This window comes from Deinococcus actinosclerus (assembly GCF_001507665.1).
In the GTDB taxonomy this organism is placed as follows: Bacteria; Deinococcota; Deinococci; order Deinococcales; family Deinococcaceae; genus Deinococcus; species Deinococcus actinosclerus.
Window position 1 is genome coordinate 1,492,997 of record NZ_CP013910.1, and the last position, 17,607, is coordinate 1,510,603.

The window sequence follows — 17,607 nt, forward strand, 5'->3', positions numbered from 1 at the left end:
CCTTGAAACTCCGGCGAGTATAGGCGCGGCCCCTCTGCGCGCAAGTAGCCCCGACTGCATGAAGACTTCATGCAGTCGGGGCTGCGGCCCGGCCGTTTCCGCGCCGGGCCACGGGAAGCGGCGGCGATCTACAGCACCAGTACGCCGTGGTGCTTGGCCTTGTCCGCCGGTTCCACGTGAATGTTGATCGAGCATTCCGGGGTCGTCGCCCGGATGGCGTCCTCCAGCCGGTCACAGATCGCGTGCGCCTCTGTGACGGTCATGTCGCCCGGCACCACCATGTGGAACTCGATAAAGGTCAGGCTGCCCGCGTGCCGGGTGCGCAGGTCGTGCATCTCCAGCGCGCCCGCGCCCGCCTCGCTCATGGCCGCCCGGATACGCCGCTCGGTGTCCGAATCCACCGCCGCGTCCATCAGGCCGCCCACGCTGTCACGCACGAGCAGCCACCCACTCCAGAGGATGTTCAGCGCCACCAGCACCGCCAGCAGCGGGTCGAGCCAGTACAGCCCGGTCAGGCGCGCCGCCAGTACGCCCACGAGCACGCCCACGCTGGTCACCACGTCGCTCATGACGTGCTTGCCGTCGGCCAGCAGCGCCGGGGAGCGCAGCGCCCGCCCGTGGCGCAGCAGCACCGTCGCCCACAGCGCGTTCAGGGCGCTGGCCCCCAGGTTCACGCCCAGGCCGACCAGCCCGGTGCCGCCCTCCGGCGGGGCGGGATTCATCAGGACCGGCAGGGCCTCGCGCACGATGGCGGCGGCGGCCAGCACGATCAGCACCCCCTCGGCGACCGCGCTGAAGTACTCGGCCTTCGTGTGCCCGTAGGGGTGGTTGGCGTCCGCCGGGCGGGCCGCGACGCGCAGCGCGATGAACGCCGCGACGGCCGCCGCCACGTTGATGATGCTCTCCAGCGCGTCCGAGTACAGCGCCACGCTGCCCGTCAGGACGTAGGCCAGGAACTTCAGGCCCAGGACCACCACGGCCACGAGAATGCTTCCCAGCGCCAGCCGGGAGGCGCGCTGCGAGGACTGCTGGGAGGCGGAGGGAACGGTCACTGGCGGAGCGTAGCAGGGTTAGGCGCGGCGAACACCGTGCCCCGCGCAGGGACAGTGGGGCCCACACCGATTCTGTCCTGTGCAGAACGCGCCCTGATACAATCGTTCGGTGACCGCGCCCGACCTCCTTGCCCAGCTCAACCCCACCCAGGCCCAGGCCGCCGACCACTACACCGGCCCGGCCCTGGTCATCGCCGGCGCCGGCAGCGGCAAGACCCGCACCCTCATCTACCGCATCGCCCACCTGATCGGGCACTACGGCGTGCAGCCCGGCGAGATCCTCGCCGTGACCTTCACGAACAAGGCCGCCGCCGAGATGCGTGAACGCGCCAGCCACCTCATTGACGGGGCCGACAAGCTCTGGATGAGCACCTTCCACAGCGCCGGCGTGCGCATCCTGCGCGCCTACGGCGAACACATCGGTCTCAGGCGCGGCTTCGTCATCTATGACGACGACGACCAGCTCGACATCCTCAAGGAAGTCATGGGCAGCGTCCCCGGCATCGGCCCGGACACCAACCCCCGCGTGCTGCGCGGCATCCTCGACCGCGCCAAGAGCAACCTCCTGACCCCCGACCAGATTGCCCGCAGTGGCGAGCCCTACATCAGCGGTGTGCCCCGCGAGGCCGCCGCCGAGATCTACCGCCGCTACGAGGCGCGCAAGAAGGGCCAGAACGCCATCGACTTCGGCGACCTGATCACCGAGACCGTCCGCCTCTTCCAGGAGGTGCCGGCCGTCCTGAACGCCGTGCAGAACCGCGCGAAGTTCATCCACGTGGACGAGTACCAGGACACCAACAAGGCCCAGTACGAACTCACCCGCCTGCTCGCCAGCCGCGACCGCAACCTCCTCGTCGTGGGCGACCCCGACCAGAGCATCTACAAGTTCCGCGGAGCGGACATCCAGAACATCCTCGACTTCCAGAAGGACTACCGCGACGCGAAGGTGTACCTGCTGGAACACAACTACCGCTCCAGTGCCCGCGTGCTCACCATCGCCAACAAGCTGATCGAGAACAACGCCGAGCGCCTCGACAAGACCCTCAAGGCCGTCAAGGAGGACGGGCACCCGGTCGTGTTCCACCGCGCGACCGACCACCGCGCCGAGGGGGATTTCGTCGCGGAGTGGATCACCCGCCTGCACACCCTGGAGGGGCGCAAGTTCAGCGAGATGGCGATCCTGTACCGCACGAACGCGCAGTCGCGCGTGCTGGAGGAATCGCTGCGGCGCGTGCAGATCCCCGCGAAGATCGTGGGCGGCGTGGGCTTCTACGACCGCCGCGAGATCAAGGACATCCTCGCGTACGCGCGGCTGGCCATCAACCCCAGTGACGACGTGGCGCTGCGGCGCATCATCGGGCGGCCCAAGCGCGGCATCGGCGACACGGCCCTGGTGAAACTGATGGACTGGGCCCGCGCCAACGGCACCAGCCTCCTGACCGCCTGCGCGAACGCCGAGCAGGCCCGCATCCTCGACCGCGGCGCGGCGCGCCCTGTGGAGTTCGCCGCCCTGATGGAGGCCATGGCGGACGCCGCCGAGAACTACGAACCCGCGCCGTTCCTGCGCTTCGTGATCGAGACGAGCGGGTACCTCGACCTGTTGCGCCAGGAGGGGCAGGAGGGCCAGGTGCGCATGGAGAACCTGGACGAACTCATCAACGCCGCGCAGGAATGGGCGCAGGAGCACGAGGGCACCATCGCGGACTTCCTGGACGACGCGGCGCTGCTCTCCAGCGTGGACGACATGCGCACGAAGACCGAGAACAAGGGCGCGCCCGAGGACGCCGTCACGCTGATGACCATGCACAACGCCAAGGGCCTGGAATTCCCCGTGGTGTTCATCGTGGGCGCGGAAGAGGGCCTGCTGCCCAGCAAGGGCGCCCTGGTCGAGGCGGGCGGCATCGAGGAGGAACGCCGACTGTTCTACGTGGGCATCACCCGCGCCATGGAGCGCCTGTTCCTGACCGCCGCGCAGAACCGCATGCAGTTCGGCAAGACGAACGCCGCCGAGGACAGCCGCTTCCTGGAGGAGATCGAGGGCCACTTCGACACCATCGACCCCTACGGGCAGGTCGTCGAGTACCGCGCCAAGACCTGGAAACAGTACCGCCCGACCGTGCCCGCCCCCAGCGCCGTGAAGAACACCAGCCCCATGACCGCCGGCATGGCCTTCCGGGGCGGCGAGAAGGTCAGGCACCCCAAGTTCGGCGAGGGGCAGGTGCTCGCCGTGGCGGGCGTCGGCGACCGGCAGGAGGTCACCGTGCACTTCCCGTCCGCCGGCACCAAGAAGCTGCTCGTGAAGTTCGCCAACCTCAGCCCCGCCTGACCCCGGGTCGCGCCGGGCACGGGCGTCCCGGGGGGGCGCGACCTGTCACGATAGGGCCGTGAATCTCCCCGACTCCACTCCGCCCGGGCGGCGCGCCCCGTGGCAGTCCACGGGTTCCATCCAGGATTTCCTGCGGAACCTGTGGCAGTACGCCGCCTTCCGCCTGATCGTCTTCGTGCTGGCAGGCCTGCTGGCCCTGCGCCTGGGCGGGTGGCTGCTGGGCCACCTCGCCAGCGTGGTCGTCACGGCCCTCGGCGCGTACGCCCTGGCCTTCCTGGTCAATCCGATCCTGTCCTGGCTGGAACGCCACCGGGTCGGGCGCGCCGTGGGCGTGCTGCTCCTGATCGTGGTGCTGGCCGGCGTCCTGACGTTCCTGGGTTTCCTGGTCAGCTCCCAGCTGCGCGGGCTGGCCGACGGACTCCCGTATCTGGCGCACAACCTCAAGGTCATCATCAATTCCCTGCTGGACCGCCTGGACAGCATTCCGGGCACCACCGGCCTGAAGGCCAGCATCACCGCCTACATCGACACGCAGACCTCCAACCTCACCGAGAACACCGGTCCGCTGATCGAGCGGCTGGTCACGTCCGGCCCGGACGTTCTGGACACCCTCTCCAGCCTCGTGGGCTGGCTGGGCCAGCTGGGCCTGCTGCTGACGCTCGCGATGTACTTCATGTTCGAGTACAACACCTTCGGCGCGGGCCTGCTGAAACTCTTCCCGCGCACGTGGCAGCCCACCGTGCTGCAACTCGCCGAGGACGTCAGCGACAGCTTCGGCATGTACCTGCGCGGAACGGTCATCACGGCGCTCGCCTGCGCGATCCTGGCCACCACCGGCCTGCTCATCCTGAAGGTGCCCAATGCGCTGGCGCTGGGCATCCTGAGTGCCTTCGTGAACCTGATCCCGTACGTGGGGATCGTCGCGGCGTCCATTCCACCCATGCTGCTCGCCATCCCGCAGGGCACCACCACGGTGCTGGAGGTCGGGGCGCTGTACTTCATCATCAACCAGCTGCTCGGGAACGTCATCGGCCCGATGGTCATGGGCCGCAGCACCAGCATCGGGCCGGCCAGCATCCTGATCGCCATCCTGGTGGGCCTGACCCTGGCGGGCGCGATGGGCGCCATCCTGGCGATCCCCTGCGCGGTGCTCCTCAAACGCTGGACGAACCGCTACTGGCTGCGCAGCCCGCTGTACCGGGGCGTCACGGGCGGCGCCGCCCCCGCCCGCGAGGACACCCCGGGCCACCGCTGACGCCCCGCAGCAGAAGGCGCACCCCTGACCGACCAGGGGTGCGCCTCCTGCGGTGAGGGCTCAGCGGCTGGCGATCTTCAAGCGGCGCTCCAGCTGGTCGGTGAAGAACGTCATCACGGTCGTCAGGGCCAGGTACACGCTGGCCACGGTCGTCAGCACCGGGATGGGCAGGAAGCTCTCGGACGAGACCCGTTGACCGGCCAGCGTGAGTTCCAGCAGCGCGATGCTGGACGCCAGTGAGGAGTCCTTGAGCAGCGCCACGAGGTTGTTCACCAGGGGCGGCACCACGATCCGCAGCGCCTGTGGCAGGACCACGGTCGTCATGGTCTGCGCGCCGCTCAGGCCCAGGCTGCGCGCCGCCTCGGTCTGCCCGCGCGGCACCGCCAGGATCCCGGCGCGGATCACCTCGGCGTTGTAGGCCCCCACGTTCAGCGAGAGCGCGATCACGGCGGACCAGAACTCGTTGAGTTCGACCCGGATGCCGACGGCCTGCAGCAGGGGTGGCAGGGCGTTGTACACGAACAGGATCTGCACCAGCAGCGGCGTGCCGCGCACCAGCCAGATGAACAGGCTGGCAGGCGCCCGCACGATCCACAGCGCACTCGTCTTCTGGATGCCCGCGACGGTCCCCACGATCAGGCCGATCAGGCCGCTGACCACCGTGAGCTGCAGGGTCATGCGGGCGCCCTCCACGAACAGGTCGGCGCGCGGACCGATCGGGTCGGGCATCTGGCGCAGGATCAGTGTGATCAGCCAGAACAGGATCAGGAACGCGGCGGCCGCCCCCCCCAGCCACAGCAGCAGCGCGCCCACGCCCAGGGGCTGACTGGCGCGGGGAGGCACGGGTTTGGCGGTCACAGCTGCCTCCAGAGCAGGCAGGCGCACAGGGAAAGGAGACCGGATTGCATTTGCAGGATTGTGCCACACTCCGCGCCGCGCGGCCTGACCCTGCCTGGGGTGACCCGCCCCATCCGGCCCAACCGGACGCGCCCCGCCGCCTACCCAGGCGGCGGGGCGCAGGCCGGCGCGGGGTTACTTGCAGCGCACGTCGGTGCCGAAGTACTGCGTGCTCAGCTTCGCGTAGGTGCCGTTGCTCAGGGCCTTGGCGAGCGCGGCGTTCAGCTCCTTGAGCAGGCTGCTGTTGCCCTTCTTCACGGCCATGCCGATCTTCTCGTTGAACAGCAGGTCACCCTGCACGACCTTGCCCTTCTGCGCCTTGACAAGGTCCAGGCCCGTGAACTTGTCGCCCACCCAGGCGTCCACGCGGCCTGCCATCAGCGCGGCCTGCGCGTCGGTGTCCTTGGGGAACGTCTTGACGTCCTTCAGGCCCGGCACCTTGCGCACGTTCTCCAGGTAGGTGGTGCCCACCTGCACGGCCACCGTCTTGCCCCTGAGCGCGGCGGCGTTCATGGGTCCGCCGGGTTTCGTGACGACCGCGCCGCCCGTGCAGTAGTGGGGATTCGTGAAGTCCACGGCCTTCAGGCGCTCGGGGGTGATCCCGTGACTGGCGATCACGAAGTCGTAGCGGTCCTGCCCCAGGCCGATGAGCAGGTTATCGAAGGGCTGCGTCACCCACTGCACCTTCAGGCCCAGCCCCTTGGCCAGGGCGTTGGCGAGGTCGACCTCGAAGCCGGTCAGTTCCTTGCCCTTCAGGAGGTTGAAGGGCGGGAAGGCGCCCTCGGTGGCGATCTTGATGGTGCCGGACTGTTTGATCTCCGCCCAAGTGCGGGCCTGAGCGGCAGTGAGCAGGGTCAGGGCAGCGAGGGTCAGCGCGACTTTTTTCATGTGGGCTCCTTGTACGGGTGGATCAACATCCGTGACGCATGGCACGACGCTGGGCTGGACGCTGCTCCTGGAACTGGTCCGGCAATTCTACCGCATGGCCCACGCCCCACATGAAGGCACGCTGAAGGGCCGCTCCTCCGGTCGGGAGGGGGGCGGCCCTGGCAGCGGCAGAGTTCAGGTCAGTGTCAGTAGGCGCTGACGGGCGCGGCGTACTCGTAGCCCAGGCCGGGGGTGTCGGCCTGACCGCGCGTGCCGGCGGGCGTGCCGCGGTCGATGGCGGCCTCGCTGCTGGGGTCGAAGGCGTGCAGGCGGGTCTGGTCGACGAGCAGTTCGATGCTGTCGCCGGGGAGGACGTTCGCCTGTCCCTCAACCTTCGCGGTGATGTTCTGCCCGGCCACGTCGATGATCAGGTCCGTCTGGGCGCCCAGCGGCTCCACCACGACCACCTGACCGCGCAGGACGTTCGAGCCGCGCGGGATGTCGGTCATGCCGACCATGCCCAGGTGCTCGGGGCGGATGCCCATCAGGACGTCCTTGCCCTCGTAGGCCTTCAGGCTCTGGCCGAGGCGGCCCATGGCGCCGACGCGGTTCTCGCCGATCACGAACTCGCCGTTCTGCACGCGGCCGGTCAGGAAGTTCATGCTGGGGCTGCCGATGAAGCCCGCCACGAACTTGTTCTGCGGGAAGTCGTACAGGTTCATGGGCGTGTCGACCTGCATGATCACGCCGTCGCGCATGACCACGATGCGGTTGCCGAGCGTCATGGCCTCCACCTGGTCGTGCGTCACGTACACGATCGTGGCACCCAGGCGGCGGTGCAGCTGGCTGATCTGCGAGCGCATCTCGACGCGCAGCTTGGCGTCCAGGTTCGAGAGCGGCTCGTCCATCAGGAACACCTTCGGCTCGCGCACGATCGCGCGGCCCATCGCCACGCGCTGACGCTGACCGCCCGAGAGTTCCTTGGGCTTGCGGCCCAGCAGGTGCTCGATCTGGAGGATCTTCGCGGCTTCACGCACGCGCTTGTCGATCTCTTCCTTGGGCGTCTTGCGGAGCTTCAGGCCGAAGGCCATGTTCTCGTACACGTTCATGTGCGGGTACAGCGCGTAGTTCTGGAAGACCATCGCGATGTCGCGGTCCTTGGGCGGCACGTCGTTCACGACGCGGTCGCCGATCTTCAGGATGCCGTCACTGATGTCCTCCAGGCCCGCGATCATGCGCAGGGTGGTGGACTTGCCGCAGCCGGACGGCCCGACGAACACCATGAACTCGCGGTCCTGGATGTGCAGGTTGAAGTCCTTGACCGCGTGGTGCTTCGTGCCGTAGCGCTTGTTGATGTGCTCCAGAATCACTTCTGCCATGACGTGCCTACCTTTTCGCCCCTGCTCTTACCCGCGAATGGGCCCCGCACCGGTGTGGTGGGAGCAGTTCGGGTAACCGGGGTACGTGAATGAGGTCCCGGGTGTCCGTTCAAGCCGCGCTGACAGGCGCAGCATACCACGCCCGGGTTCGCCGCCGACAGCCCGCCCAGACAACAAAAGGCCGCGGATGCGCCGCCCCGCTGGCCCCTCGGCCGAGGCGGGTCAGACTGGGCGGCGTCCGGCGGGGCGAGGTCAGAAGGTCACGCCGCTGCGGGTTACCATCAGTTTCAGTTCGTGCGGACTGGTCGCGGCGCTCAGGGCCTCGTCCATGGTGATCAGGGTGTTGCGGTACAGCTGCACCAGATGCTGATCAAAGGTGTGCATGCCGCGGATGTTGTCCTCGATCAGGGCGTCCTTGATCAGCGGCGTCTTGTTCTCGTCCTTGATGTACTCCTGGATCAGGGGCGTGTTCAACAGCACTTCCAGCCCCAGCACGCGGCCCAGCCCGTCGGCGCGGCGCAGCAGCCGCTGACTGACGATCCCCACCAGCGACTCGGCAAGTTGCAGGCGCACCTGCTCGCGCTCGAAGGGCGGGAAGAAGTCGATGATGCGGTTCACGCTGCGCACCGCGTCCTGCGTGTGCAGCGTGCTGAGCACCAGGTGACCGGTCTGCGCGGCGCTCAGGGCCGCCTCGACGGTCTCCTTGTCGCGCATCTCGCCGATCATGATCACGTCCGGGTCCTGACGCATGGCGAACTTCAGGGCGGTGCGGAAGTCCCGGGTGTCCGACCCGACCTCGCGCTGCACCACGATGCTCTTGCGGTTCTTGTGCAGGATCTCGATGGGATCCTCGATGGTGATGATGTTGTGCGCGTACGAGCGGTTGATGTGGTCCACCAGGCTGGAGAGCGTGGTGCTCTTGCCCGCCCCGGTCGGCCCGGTCACCAGGATCAGGCCGCGCGCATGCTCCGCCAGGCCGCGCATGACGTCCGCCGGGAGACCCAGGGCCTCGAAGCCCGGAATGGAGTCCGACACGATGCGCATGACCACGCCCACCGCGCCGCGCTGCCGGAAGACGTTGCAGCGGAACCGTCCCAGACCGGAGACGCTGTACGCGAGGTCCAGTTCGTTGCGGTAGGTGAAGTCGTCCCACTGGTCGGCGTTCATCAGGGACTGCGCCAGCAGCGCCGTGTCGGGTGGCATCAGCGGCTGCGTCCCGAACGGCACCAGCTGCCCGTCGATGCGGCCCATGGGCGGACTGCCCGCCTGGAGGTGCACGTCGCTCGCGCGGCGGCCCACCATCTCGCGCAGCAGTTCGTCGAGGGTCACGCGGCACCCGGGGCGAGCGGCATGTTGTCGATCAGGCGCACCCCGAACAGGCGGGCCGCCACCAAGACGCGGTTCATGGGGTCATTGTCCACGATTTCCCGCGCCTGCATATCCCCCCCGACGACCGTGAGGTACTCCAGGGTCAGCTCGTCTTCCCCGGCCAGCGCGGCGCGCCCGGCGGCCTCCAGTGCGGCCGCGGACCGCTCGCCCGCCGCGTACGCGGCCTGCACGGCCCGCAGCGCGCGCGACAGCACGGCCGCCCGCGCGGCCTGCTCGGCGCTCAGGTAGCTGTTGCGGCTGCTCAGGGCCAGCCCCGACGCGGCGCGCACCGTGGGCACCCCCCGGATCTCCACCCCGACGTTCAGGTCGCGCACCATGCGCCGGATCACGGCCAGCTGCTGCCAGTCCTTCTCACCGAACAGCGCCACGTCGGGCCGCACCAGATTGAGCAGCTTGAGCACGACCGTCGCCACGCCCGTGAAGTGCCCGGGGCGGGCCGCGCCGTCCAGACCGTCACTGACGCCGCTCACGGTCACGCTGGTGCTGTAGCCCTCGGGGTACATGGTGCTCACCTCCGGGTGGAACAGCACGTCCGCGCCGGCCTCGCCCGCCACGCCCAGGTCGCGCTCCAGATCGCGCGGGTAGCGGGCCAGATCCTCGTTCGGGCCGAACTGCATGGGGTTCACGAACACGCTGACCACCACCAGCCCGTCCGGCCCGGCCGCCGCGCGCGCCGCGCGGATCAGGCTGGCGTGCCCCTCGTGCAGGTAGCCCATGGTGGGCACGAACGCCACGCGCCGGCCTGCCACGCGCCGCCGCAGCTCGTCGGGGGTGGCGACCACCGGCGGCCGCACCGCCGCCGTCACTGGCGACGCTCCAGACCCAGCGCGCTGACCAGGGCGTCCAGCACCCAGGAGATCACGGCCAGCACCACCGCGCCGACGATCGCCGCGCCGAAACCGTTCACGTTCAGGGCGGTCGCGGCGGCCACCAGCCACAGCACCACGCCATTCACGACCAGCGTGAACAGGCCCAGCGTCAGGATGTTCACCGGCAGCGACAGCAGCAGCAGCACCGGCCGCACCAGCGCGTTCACGATCCCCATGACCAGCGCCGCGATCACCACGCTCAGCACGTCCGCGCCCGGCGCGAAACTCACGCCGCCGTACACGCGGGTCAGGAGGTACAGGGCCAGCGCACTGACCAGCAACCGAAGAACGAAACCCATACCCGCAGGATACGGGATGCCCCCCGGGACCGGTCCGCTGTGCCGGGGCAGGTAGAGGAGAGGTGAAGGTCGGGTCACGCCCGGCGGGCAGGGGTGCCCAGCGGGTGACCGGCCGGGGGCGGCGGGCCGGGTGACGCCCGGCTCAGTCCTCGCCGCGCACCGGCACGTTGATGGTGGGGTGGCGTTTCTCGAACTTCACGACGAGCACCCCGCCGCTGAGGGTCGCCTGCCCGGACTGCGCCATGACGGGCTCCGGGAAGGTGAAGGTCCGCCGGAACGTCCCGCTGGGCCGCTCGGTGTGCAGCAGCCGCGTCCCCTCCGGGCGCTGCCCGGCCACGGTCACCGTGTCGCCCTCCTCCAGCAGTTCCAGGCTGCCCGGCTGCACGCCGGGCACGTCCAGGTGCAGTTCCAGGTGGGTGTCGCCGTCGCACCAGTCGGCAGCGGGCGTCCAGGGCCCCACGCCCGCGAGGGACTCGACCTCCTCGCGCAGCGTCATGAGGTGTTGCAGTCGCGCCAGCACCGGCTCGTTCATGCGGCCCAGGCTAGCACCCGCCGGGCCGGGCACACTGTGCGCCCGCCAGCCCAGGACAGACCGGGCGCCGCTATGATCGGGCGCGTGCCGCACGAGTCCCGCCCCATCCCGATCCTGACCGCCCCGACCGCCGCCGGCAAGTCCGCGCTGGCCCTGGCCGCGGCGCGCGCCGCCGGGGCGGAGATCATCAGTGCGGACGCCTTCACGGTGTACCGGGGGCTGGACATCGGCACGGCCAAACCGGACGCGGCCGAGCGGACGCAGGTGCCGCACCACCTGATCGACGTGGCCGACGTGACCGAGCCCTTCGACGTGGCGCGCTTCGTGACCCTGGCCGAGGCCGCCATCCGGGACGTCCTGGCGCGCGGCCGGACCCCGCTGGTCGTGGGGGGCACCGGCTTCTACCTGCAGGGTCTGATGAGTGGCCTGCCGCAGACGCCGCCCAGCGACCCGCAGGTGCGCGCGCAGGTGGAGGCGGAGCTGGAGGCGCGCGGCCTGGAGGCCCTGCTGGCCGGGATCGCTGCGACCGATCCGGCCGAGGCGGCGCGCATGGAACGCAATCCCCGCCGCGTGGTGCGCGCCGTGGAGGTCTACCGCCGCACCGGCCGGTACCCGGGGGCGTTCGGCCGCAGCGAACCGGCCTTCACGTACGCGCCCATCGCGTTCACGCGCGCGCCGCAGGAGCTCGAGGCCCGCGTGCACGCCCGCACGCTGGAGATGTTCCGCCGGGGCTGGGCGCCGGAGGCCGCGTGGCTGGCCGACCGGCTCGACCCGGCGCTGGAACCGCGCCCCACCGCGTGGCAGACCCTGGGCTACCGCGAGGCGCTGGCGGTCGCGCGCGGCACCCTGGGCGTGCCGGAGGCCGCCGCGCAGATCACGCTCGCCACCCGGCAGTACGCCAAGCGGCAGCTCACCTTCATCCGCACCCAGCTGCGCGCCCCGCTGTTAAGCCCGCATGAAGCCGCGCGGCACCTGACCCGTCAGCTCGCCCGCTAGGGTGGGCGGCGTCTCTGACCGCTGACCCTGACGTGCCGCCCCGGCCGGCGCCCCGCGCGGCGGCCCGGCGAGGGCGCCCACTCGTTCAGGCTGAGGTGCACGCAGCCGCCCCGGGCCCGGGTATTGTGAGCGCACGCAGGACCCGTCAGCCCACGTCCACCGGCATCTACTGGGAGGGAACACACATGAAACCACGCGTTCTGGGAATGATCCTCGCGGGCGGACAGGGCAGTCGCCTGGCCCCGCTGACGCAGAAGCGCAGCAAGCCGGCCGTGCCGTTCGGCAGCAAGTACCGCATCATCGACTTCGCGATCAACAACTTCATCAACAGCGGTGTGTTCTCCATCTACGTGCTCACGCAGTACAAGGCGCAGAGCCTCACCGAGCACATCCAGCGCGGCTGGCGCTTCGGGACGTTCCTCAGCGACTACTTCATCACGCTGGTCCCCGCCCAGATGTACCGCATCGAGGAACTCGGGCCGGTGTGGTACCGCGGGACCGCCGACGCCGTGTACCAGAACATGCACCTCATCGACAACTACGAGGCCGACTACGTCGCCATCTTCAGCGGCGATCACATCTACAAGATGAACGTCGAGCACATGCTGCAAAAGCACATCGAAACCCGCGCGGACGTGACCATCGCCGCCTACCCGATGCCGCAGGCGCAGGCGCACCAGTTCGGCGTGATGCACGTCGATCACAACTGGCGCGTCACGGACTTCCTGGAAAAACCCAAGAACCCGCCCAGCATTCCGGGGCAGGAGGGTACCAGCCTGACGAGTATGGGCAACTACATCTTCTCGCGCCGCGCGCTGGAGGAACTGCTCGAGACGAACATGGGCGGCGGCGAGGCAGGCTTCGACTTCGGCGGTGACGTGATCCCCCGCGCCCTGAGCGACGGCTACAACGTCATGGCCTACGACTTCCACCACAACCCCATCCCCGGTCAGGCCGGTCCGAACACCTACTGGCGCGACGTGGGGACGCTGGACGCCTATTTCGAGGCGAACATGGACCTGGTCAGCGTGAACCCCGAGTTCGACATCTACAACCCGCAGTGGCCGCTGCGCACCAGCAGCGAGTTCTCCCCGCCCGCCAAGTTCGTCCACGAGAGCGACGGCCGCAAGGGGCAGGCTTTCAACTCGATCATGGCCGGCGGCACGATCATCAGCGGCGGCACCGTCCGCGACAGTGTCCTGGGGCGCAACGTGCGCACCCACTCGTATTCGCTGGTGGAAAGCTGCGTCCTGTTCGACGACGTGGAGGTCGGCCGACACGCCCACCTGCGCAACTGCATCGTGGACAAGAACGTGGTGATCCCGCCCGGCATGAAGATCGGCCTGAACGCGGAAGAGGACCGCGAACACGGGTTCAACGTCACCGACAGCGGCGTGGTCGTGGTGCCGAAGGGCTACACCTTCTGATCCCCTGAGGGACCGCACCCGGTGCGCGGCTGAAGGTGGGCCCGGCCGGAGAGCAGCTGGAAGGGCCCGCCTTTGTCGCTACCGGGGGCTGTCCAGCGCACGGCAAGGCCGCTGTCAGGTGGGTCACGCTACACTCCGCCGCGTGTCCCGCCTGTTCCGTATCACCTTGCCCCGTCTCACTTTGCTCCGTCCCGCACTGCGCCGTGCGGGCAGTCTGGGGGTCGCCCTGACGCTCGGCGCGGCGGGCGGCGTGACCCTGACGTTCCGCGAGAGCCCCAGCCTGCCCGGTCCGGGCGCGCTGCAGGCCGTCGCCTGGGACACGGCCGGGCGGCTGCACCTGTGTCTGGGCGCGCGCCTGCTCAGCGTGAACGCGGCCAGCCCCGTCCGCCCGAGCGGCGTGGCCCTGCCCGGGCCCTGCCAGGGCGTGACCGTCAGCGTGGACGCGCGGCAGGCCGCCGTGCTGGGTGACGGGCGGCTCGACCTGCTTGACCTGTCCACCCGCAGCGTCACGGGCACGCTGCCCATCCCGGGGCTCAGCGGCGCCGGCTTCACGGCAGACGGCACGCTGCTGATCGGCTCACCGGCGGGCCTGGAACGGATCACGCTGCCGGGCCTCACGCGCGCGGCGCTTGACCGGACGCCGGTCACCACCCTGGTCGTGGCCCCCGACGGAATGCGGGCAGTCGTGGGCCGCGGCGAGCGGACCCAGTTGATCGACGCCGGTACCCTGCGCGTCCTGAGCGGCAGCAGCTGCGACGCGGCGTGCCCGCCCGGCGCCGTGCACTTCAGTGCCGACGGGCGCAGCGCCACCGTCCAGACGGCCCAGGGCGTCACGGCGCTGCGAGACGGCTACCCCGCCACGACGGTGCTGCGCGCCGCCGACCCTGAACTGGCCGGGCCGACCAGCGCGCTGCCCCTGCGGGACAACACCGCGCTGATCCTGCGAGACGGCGAGACGCAGGTCCGCGACCTTCAGACCGGGCACCGTGAGACCCGCCGGGTGGTGCCGGGCCTGCGGGGCGCACCGGCAATCCTGACTGGTGCGGAGGACCTGCTGACCCTGACCGGGCTCAGCCTGAACCTCAGCCGCCCGGATCTGAGCGGCGCCCAGCCCCTCCTGACCCTGCCGGGGGTCGTCTCCGGCGGCGCCGTGGGGAGTGACGGAACGCTGCTGACCCTGACAGGCGGCGCCCTGCGCGGACCGGACGGCCGGGGGCTGGCCAGTGGCGTGCAGGAGGTGGCGGGCGCGGGACGCGCCGCCTTCACGCTGCGGGCGGGCGCCCTGGCCGAGGTGCAGGGCGCGGCCCTGCGGCCCCTGCCCGGGCAGCGCGCCGCTGACCACCTGAGCCTGAACCACTGGGGCAACCACGCCGCCACCTGGAACGGCCAGGGATTCAGTGTCACCGCGCAGAAGACCGGCCGGGTGATCGTCAGCGCGCCCGGCGCCTACGCGCGCGTGACCGTCTCGCCCGACGCCACCCGCGCCTACCTGTTCCCGGCCAGCGGCGACCCTCGCGTCATGCTGCTCGCCAGCCGCAAGACCTTCGCGCTGCCCGCGCAGCCGGGCGTGCTGTACCGGGACGTGCAGATCAGCGGTAAGGGCGTCTTCGCGTACCTGCGGGCCGACGGCCGGACGGATCTGTACCTGCCGGGCCAGCGGCAGCCGGTCGCCACCCTGGGGGGCGGCGCGCCCGCCCGGTTCAGTCCGGACAGCACGCTGCTGGCGCTGGGAACGTCCACGTCGGGCGGCTGGGTCGTGACCCTGCACGATCCCGCCAGTGGCCGGGAGCTGGCCCGCAGCGCCCCGCTGGACGGCCCCCCCGCCTTTCTCGCCTGGAGCGCCGACAGCCGCAGCCTGCATGTCGGCGCCGGGCCGCTGGACGGACTGGGCAGCGTCACGACCCTCACCGTGACGCCCTGACCGTCCGCCGGTGCCGGCCGGGCGCCGCACTGGATGAGACCGCCTTCAATCCACCTGAACCTTCCGGTCGTGGCAGCCGTTACACTTGGGGCCGTTTATGGAGTCGATCCGTTCAATTGCCGCCCAACTGGGCATCGCCGACCTGACCGGACGGGGCTTCCTCAGTGTCCTGATCACCTTCGTCAGCGCCGGGGTGTTCACCTGGTTCTTCATCCCGCGCCTGCGTGACTTCGCCATCCAGGTCGGCTGGGCCGACCAGCCCAACGAACGCCGCCTGAACAAGGAGCCCCTGCCCAACGCCGGGGGGCTCGCCATCTACGGCGGGTTCATCGTGAGCATCATCCTGGCGTGGGCGCTGCGGCCCATCGCGGTGGACATCGTGAACATCCAGGTGCTCGCGATCCTGCTGGGGGCGTCCATGCTGGTGCTGGTCGGGTTCATCGACGACCAGTACGGCCTCTCGCCCGTCACGCGCCTGCTCGTGCAGACGCTCGCGGCGGTGCTGCTGCTGGTCAACGACCTGCGGATCGACTTCAACGCCATTCCCTTCCTGCCGGTGCTGCCGGACGCCGTGAACCAGCCGCTGAGCAGCCTGGTCACGGTCCTGTGGGTGGTGGGCCTCACGAACGCCGTGAACCTCCTCGACGGCGTGGACGGCGTGGTGGGGGGCGTGGCCTTCGTGGCCAGCTTCGTGCTGCTCGCCACCGCCGCGCAGTTCCCGGACCGCGCCGCGGCCGTCGTGCTGCTGGCGGGGCTGTCCGGCGCGGCCCTGGGGTACCTGCGGCACAACTTCAATCCCAGCCGCATCATCATGGGGGACGCGGGCAGCACCCTCTTCGGCTACACCCTGGCCGCCGTGAGCCTGCTGGGCACCCTGAAGTTCAGTGCGGGCGCCAGCCTGATCGTGCCGCTGATCGTGCTGGCGCTGCCGCTGGTGGACACCACCCAGGTGGTCATCGGCCGGCTGGCGCGCGGCATCCGCAACCCGCTGCGCCACCCCGACAAGACCCACATCCACCACCGCGTGCTGGCCCGCACGAGCAGCGCCCGCCGCACCGCCGTGATCCTGTGGCTGATCGCGCTGGCCTGCGGCGCGGTCGGGATGAGCCTCCAGGGCCTGCGCGTGCAGGCGATCGCCGGTACCATCGCGGCCGCCATGCTCTGTCTGCTGTTCGTGGCGTACCGCCGCGTCCGCGCCCGCAACCTCGAACTCGCCCAGACCGGAGAGGGAGACGACGAATGAAGAAGATTGTTCTGGCCTTCGGGACGCGACCCGAGGCCACCAAGATGGCCCCCGTGTACCGCGCCGTGGAGGCCCAGAGCGGCCTGACGCCCCTGATCCTCTCGACCGGGCAGCAGCGGCAGATGCTCGACGGCGCGCTGGGTGTGTTCGGTCTGGTCCCCGACCGGGACCTGAACGTCATGACCGACCGGCAGACCCTCGCCGACCTGACCGCGCGGATCGTGCCGCAGGCCGGGCGCACCCTGCGCGAGATGGGCGCGGACATGGTCCTCGTCCATGGGGACACGAGTACGAGCTTCTGCGTGGCCCTGAGCGCCTTCTACGAGGGCATCCCGGTCGGACACGTCGAGGCGGGGCTGCGCAGCGGCAGCCTGCGTGAACCCTTCCCCGAGGAAGCCAACCGCCGCCTGACCGGGGTGCTGTCCACCCTGGACTTCGCGCCCACGGCCGGCAGCAAGGCCAACCTGCTGCGCGAGGGCAAGGCGGCCGAGGGCATCGTGGTGACCGGGCAGACCGCCGTGGACGCCGTGCGCGAGGTGGCCGGGCGCGTGCCCCTGCGCGCCGGGTGGCAGGCCCGCGTGGACGCCGGCCAGCCCCTCGTGACCGTCACCATGCACCGCCGCGAGAACCAGCCCGTGATGCGCGAGATGGCCCAGGCGCTCGCCCGCGTGGCGCAGGCCCACCCGGATCACCACTTCATCTACCCGGTGCACCTCTCGCCCGCCGTGCAGGAGGCGGTGCGTCCGGCCCTGGCGGGCGTGCCCAACTTCGAGCTGACCGATCCCCTCGACTACAGCGACATGGCGCCCCTGATGGCCGCCTCACGCCTGCTCGCGACCGACAGCGGCGGCCTGCAGGAGGAGGGCGCCGCGCTGGGCGTGCCGGTCGCGGTGCTGCGCAACGTCACCGAGCGGCCCGAGGGGGTCGAGGCCGGCGTCCTGCGCCTCGCCGGGAACGACCCGGCGCAGCTGGAAGCCATCCTGAACGCCCTGCTGGATCAGGAGGCGACCCTGGCGGCCATGCGCGCCGCCCGCAACCCCTACGGCGACGGTCAGGCCGCGCGGCGCATCGCGCAGGCCATCGCGTGGCACTTCGGGCTGGCGGATCGGCCGGCCGACTGGAGCTGACCGGGGCAGCAGCAGGAAAGAGCAGGGA

Annotated in this window: 15 protein-coding genes; 7 read left to right on the plus strand and 8 right to left on the minus strand. The window is 70.3% G+C overall.

From position 1 onward, the window contains the following. Positions 1–128: 128 nt before the first annotated feature. A complete protein-coding gene (gene mntE, locus AUC44_RS07270; RefSeq protein ID WP_062158041.1) occupies positions 129–1,052 on the minus strand; it encodes a manganese efflux transporter MntE in 924 nt (307 codons plus the stop codon). Between the two features lie 109 nt (positions 1,053–1,161). Between mntE and AUC44_RS07275 the strand changes: the two genes are divergently transcribed. Continuing rightward, positions 1,162–3,378, plus strand: a complete 2,217-nt coding sequence (locus tag AUC44_RS07275; protein WP_062158042.1) for an ATP-dependent helicase — start codon at positions 1,162–1,164, stop codon at positions 3,376–3,378. Between the two features lie 58 nt (positions 3,379–3,436). Next, positions 3,437–4,633, plus strand: a complete 1,197-nt coding sequence (locus AUC44_RS07280; RefSeq protein WP_062158043.1) for an AI-2E family transporter — start codon at positions 3,437–3,439, stop codon at positions 4,631–4,633. Between the two features lie 60 nt (positions 4,634–4,693). Here the strand turns inward: AUC44_RS07280 and AUC44_RS07285 are convergent, their stop codons facing one another. The 7 genes from AUC44_RS07285 to AUC44_RS07315 form a co-directional block, all read right to left on the minus strand. Beyond that, entirely contained in the window at positions 4,694–5,491 is a 798-nt protein-coding gene (locus AUC44_RS07285) for an amino acid ABC transporter permease (RefSeq protein WP_231724562.1), read from the minus strand. A 174-nt stretch (positions 5,492–5,665) separates the two neighbouring features. Beyond that, positions 5,666–6,418, minus strand: coding sequence for an ABC transporter substrate-binding protein (locus tag AUC44_RS07290; RefSeq protein WP_062158044.1), 753 nt, complete (start codon positions 6,416–6,418; stop codon positions 5,666–5,668). A gap of 185 nt (positions 6,419–6,603) precedes the next feature. After that, positions 6,604–7,776 (minus strand): ABC transporter ATP-binding protein, encoded by a 1,173-nt coding sequence (locus AUC44_RS07295; RefSeq protein WP_062158045.1) that lies wholly within the window; start codon positions 7,774–7,776, stop codon positions 6,604–6,606. Positions 7,777–8,028: 252 nt separating this feature from the next. After that, positions 8,029–9,105, minus strand: a complete 1,077-nt coding sequence (locus tag AUC44_RS07300) for a PilT/PilU family type 4a pilus ATPase (RefSeq protein ID WP_062158046.1) — start codon at positions 9,103–9,105, stop codon at positions 8,029–8,031. Continuing rightward, a complete protein-coding gene (gene panC / locus AUC44_RS07305) occupies positions 9,102–9,881 on the minus strand; it encodes a pantoate--beta-alanine ligase (protein WP_417926370.1) in 780 nt (259 codons plus the stop codon). Before panC ends, AUC44_RS07300 begins: the two co-directional genes overlap by 4 nt. An 86-nt stretch (positions 9,882–9,967) precedes the next feature. Further along, positions 9,968–10,333: a phage holin family protein gene (locus AUC44_RS07310; RefSeq protein WP_062158047.1), complete on the minus strand. Its 366-nt coding sequence runs from the start codon at positions 10,331–10,333 to the stop codon at positions 9,968–9,970. Positions 10,334–10,475: 142 nt separating this feature from the next. Next, positions 10,476–10,865, minus strand: a complete 390-nt coding sequence (locus tag AUC44_RS07315) for an Hsp20/alpha crystallin family protein (RefSeq protein ID WP_062158048.1) — start codon at positions 10,863–10,865, stop codon at positions 10,476–10,478. Between the two features lie 84 nt (positions 10,866–10,949). Between AUC44_RS07315 and miaA the strand changes: the two genes are divergently transcribed. From miaA to wecB, 5 genes are all read left to right on the plus strand, one after another. Then, positions 10,950–11,861, plus strand: coding sequence for a tRNA (adenosine(37)-N6)-dimethylallyltransferase MiaA (gene miaA, locus AUC44_RS07320; protein ID WP_231724563.1), 912 nt, complete (start codon positions 10,950–10,952; stop codon positions 11,859–11,861). A 185-nt stretch (positions 11,862–12,046) separates the two neighbouring features. Beyond that, entirely contained in the window at positions 12,047–13,288 is a 1,242-nt protein-coding gene (gene glgC, locus AUC44_RS07325; protein ID WP_062158050.1) for a glucose-1-phosphate adenylyltransferase, read from the plus strand. Between the two features lie 181 nt (positions 13,289–13,469). Then, entirely contained in the window at positions 13,470–15,209 is a 1,740-nt protein-coding gene (locus tag AUC44_RS07330; protein WP_157445217.1) for a WD40 repeat domain-containing protein, read from the plus strand. 97 nt (positions 15,210–15,306) lie between these two features. Further along, on the plus strand, positions 15,307–16,452 hold the full coding sequence (locus tag AUC44_RS07335; protein WP_062158052.1) for an MraY family glycosyltransferase: 1,146 nt from the start codon (positions 15,307–15,309) through the stop codon (positions 16,450–16,452). Further along, positions 16,449–17,579 carry a non-hydrolyzing UDP-N-acetylglucosamine 2-epimerase gene (wecB, locus tag AUC44_RS07340; protein WP_062158053.1) on the plus strand — a complete coding sequence of 377 codons (1,131 nt, stop codon included), beginning with the start codon at positions 16,449–16,451 and terminating at the stop codon, positions 17,577–17,579. Before AUC44_RS07335 ends, wecB begins: the two co-directional genes overlap by 4 nt. Positions 17,580–17,607 lie beyond the last annotated feature (28 nt).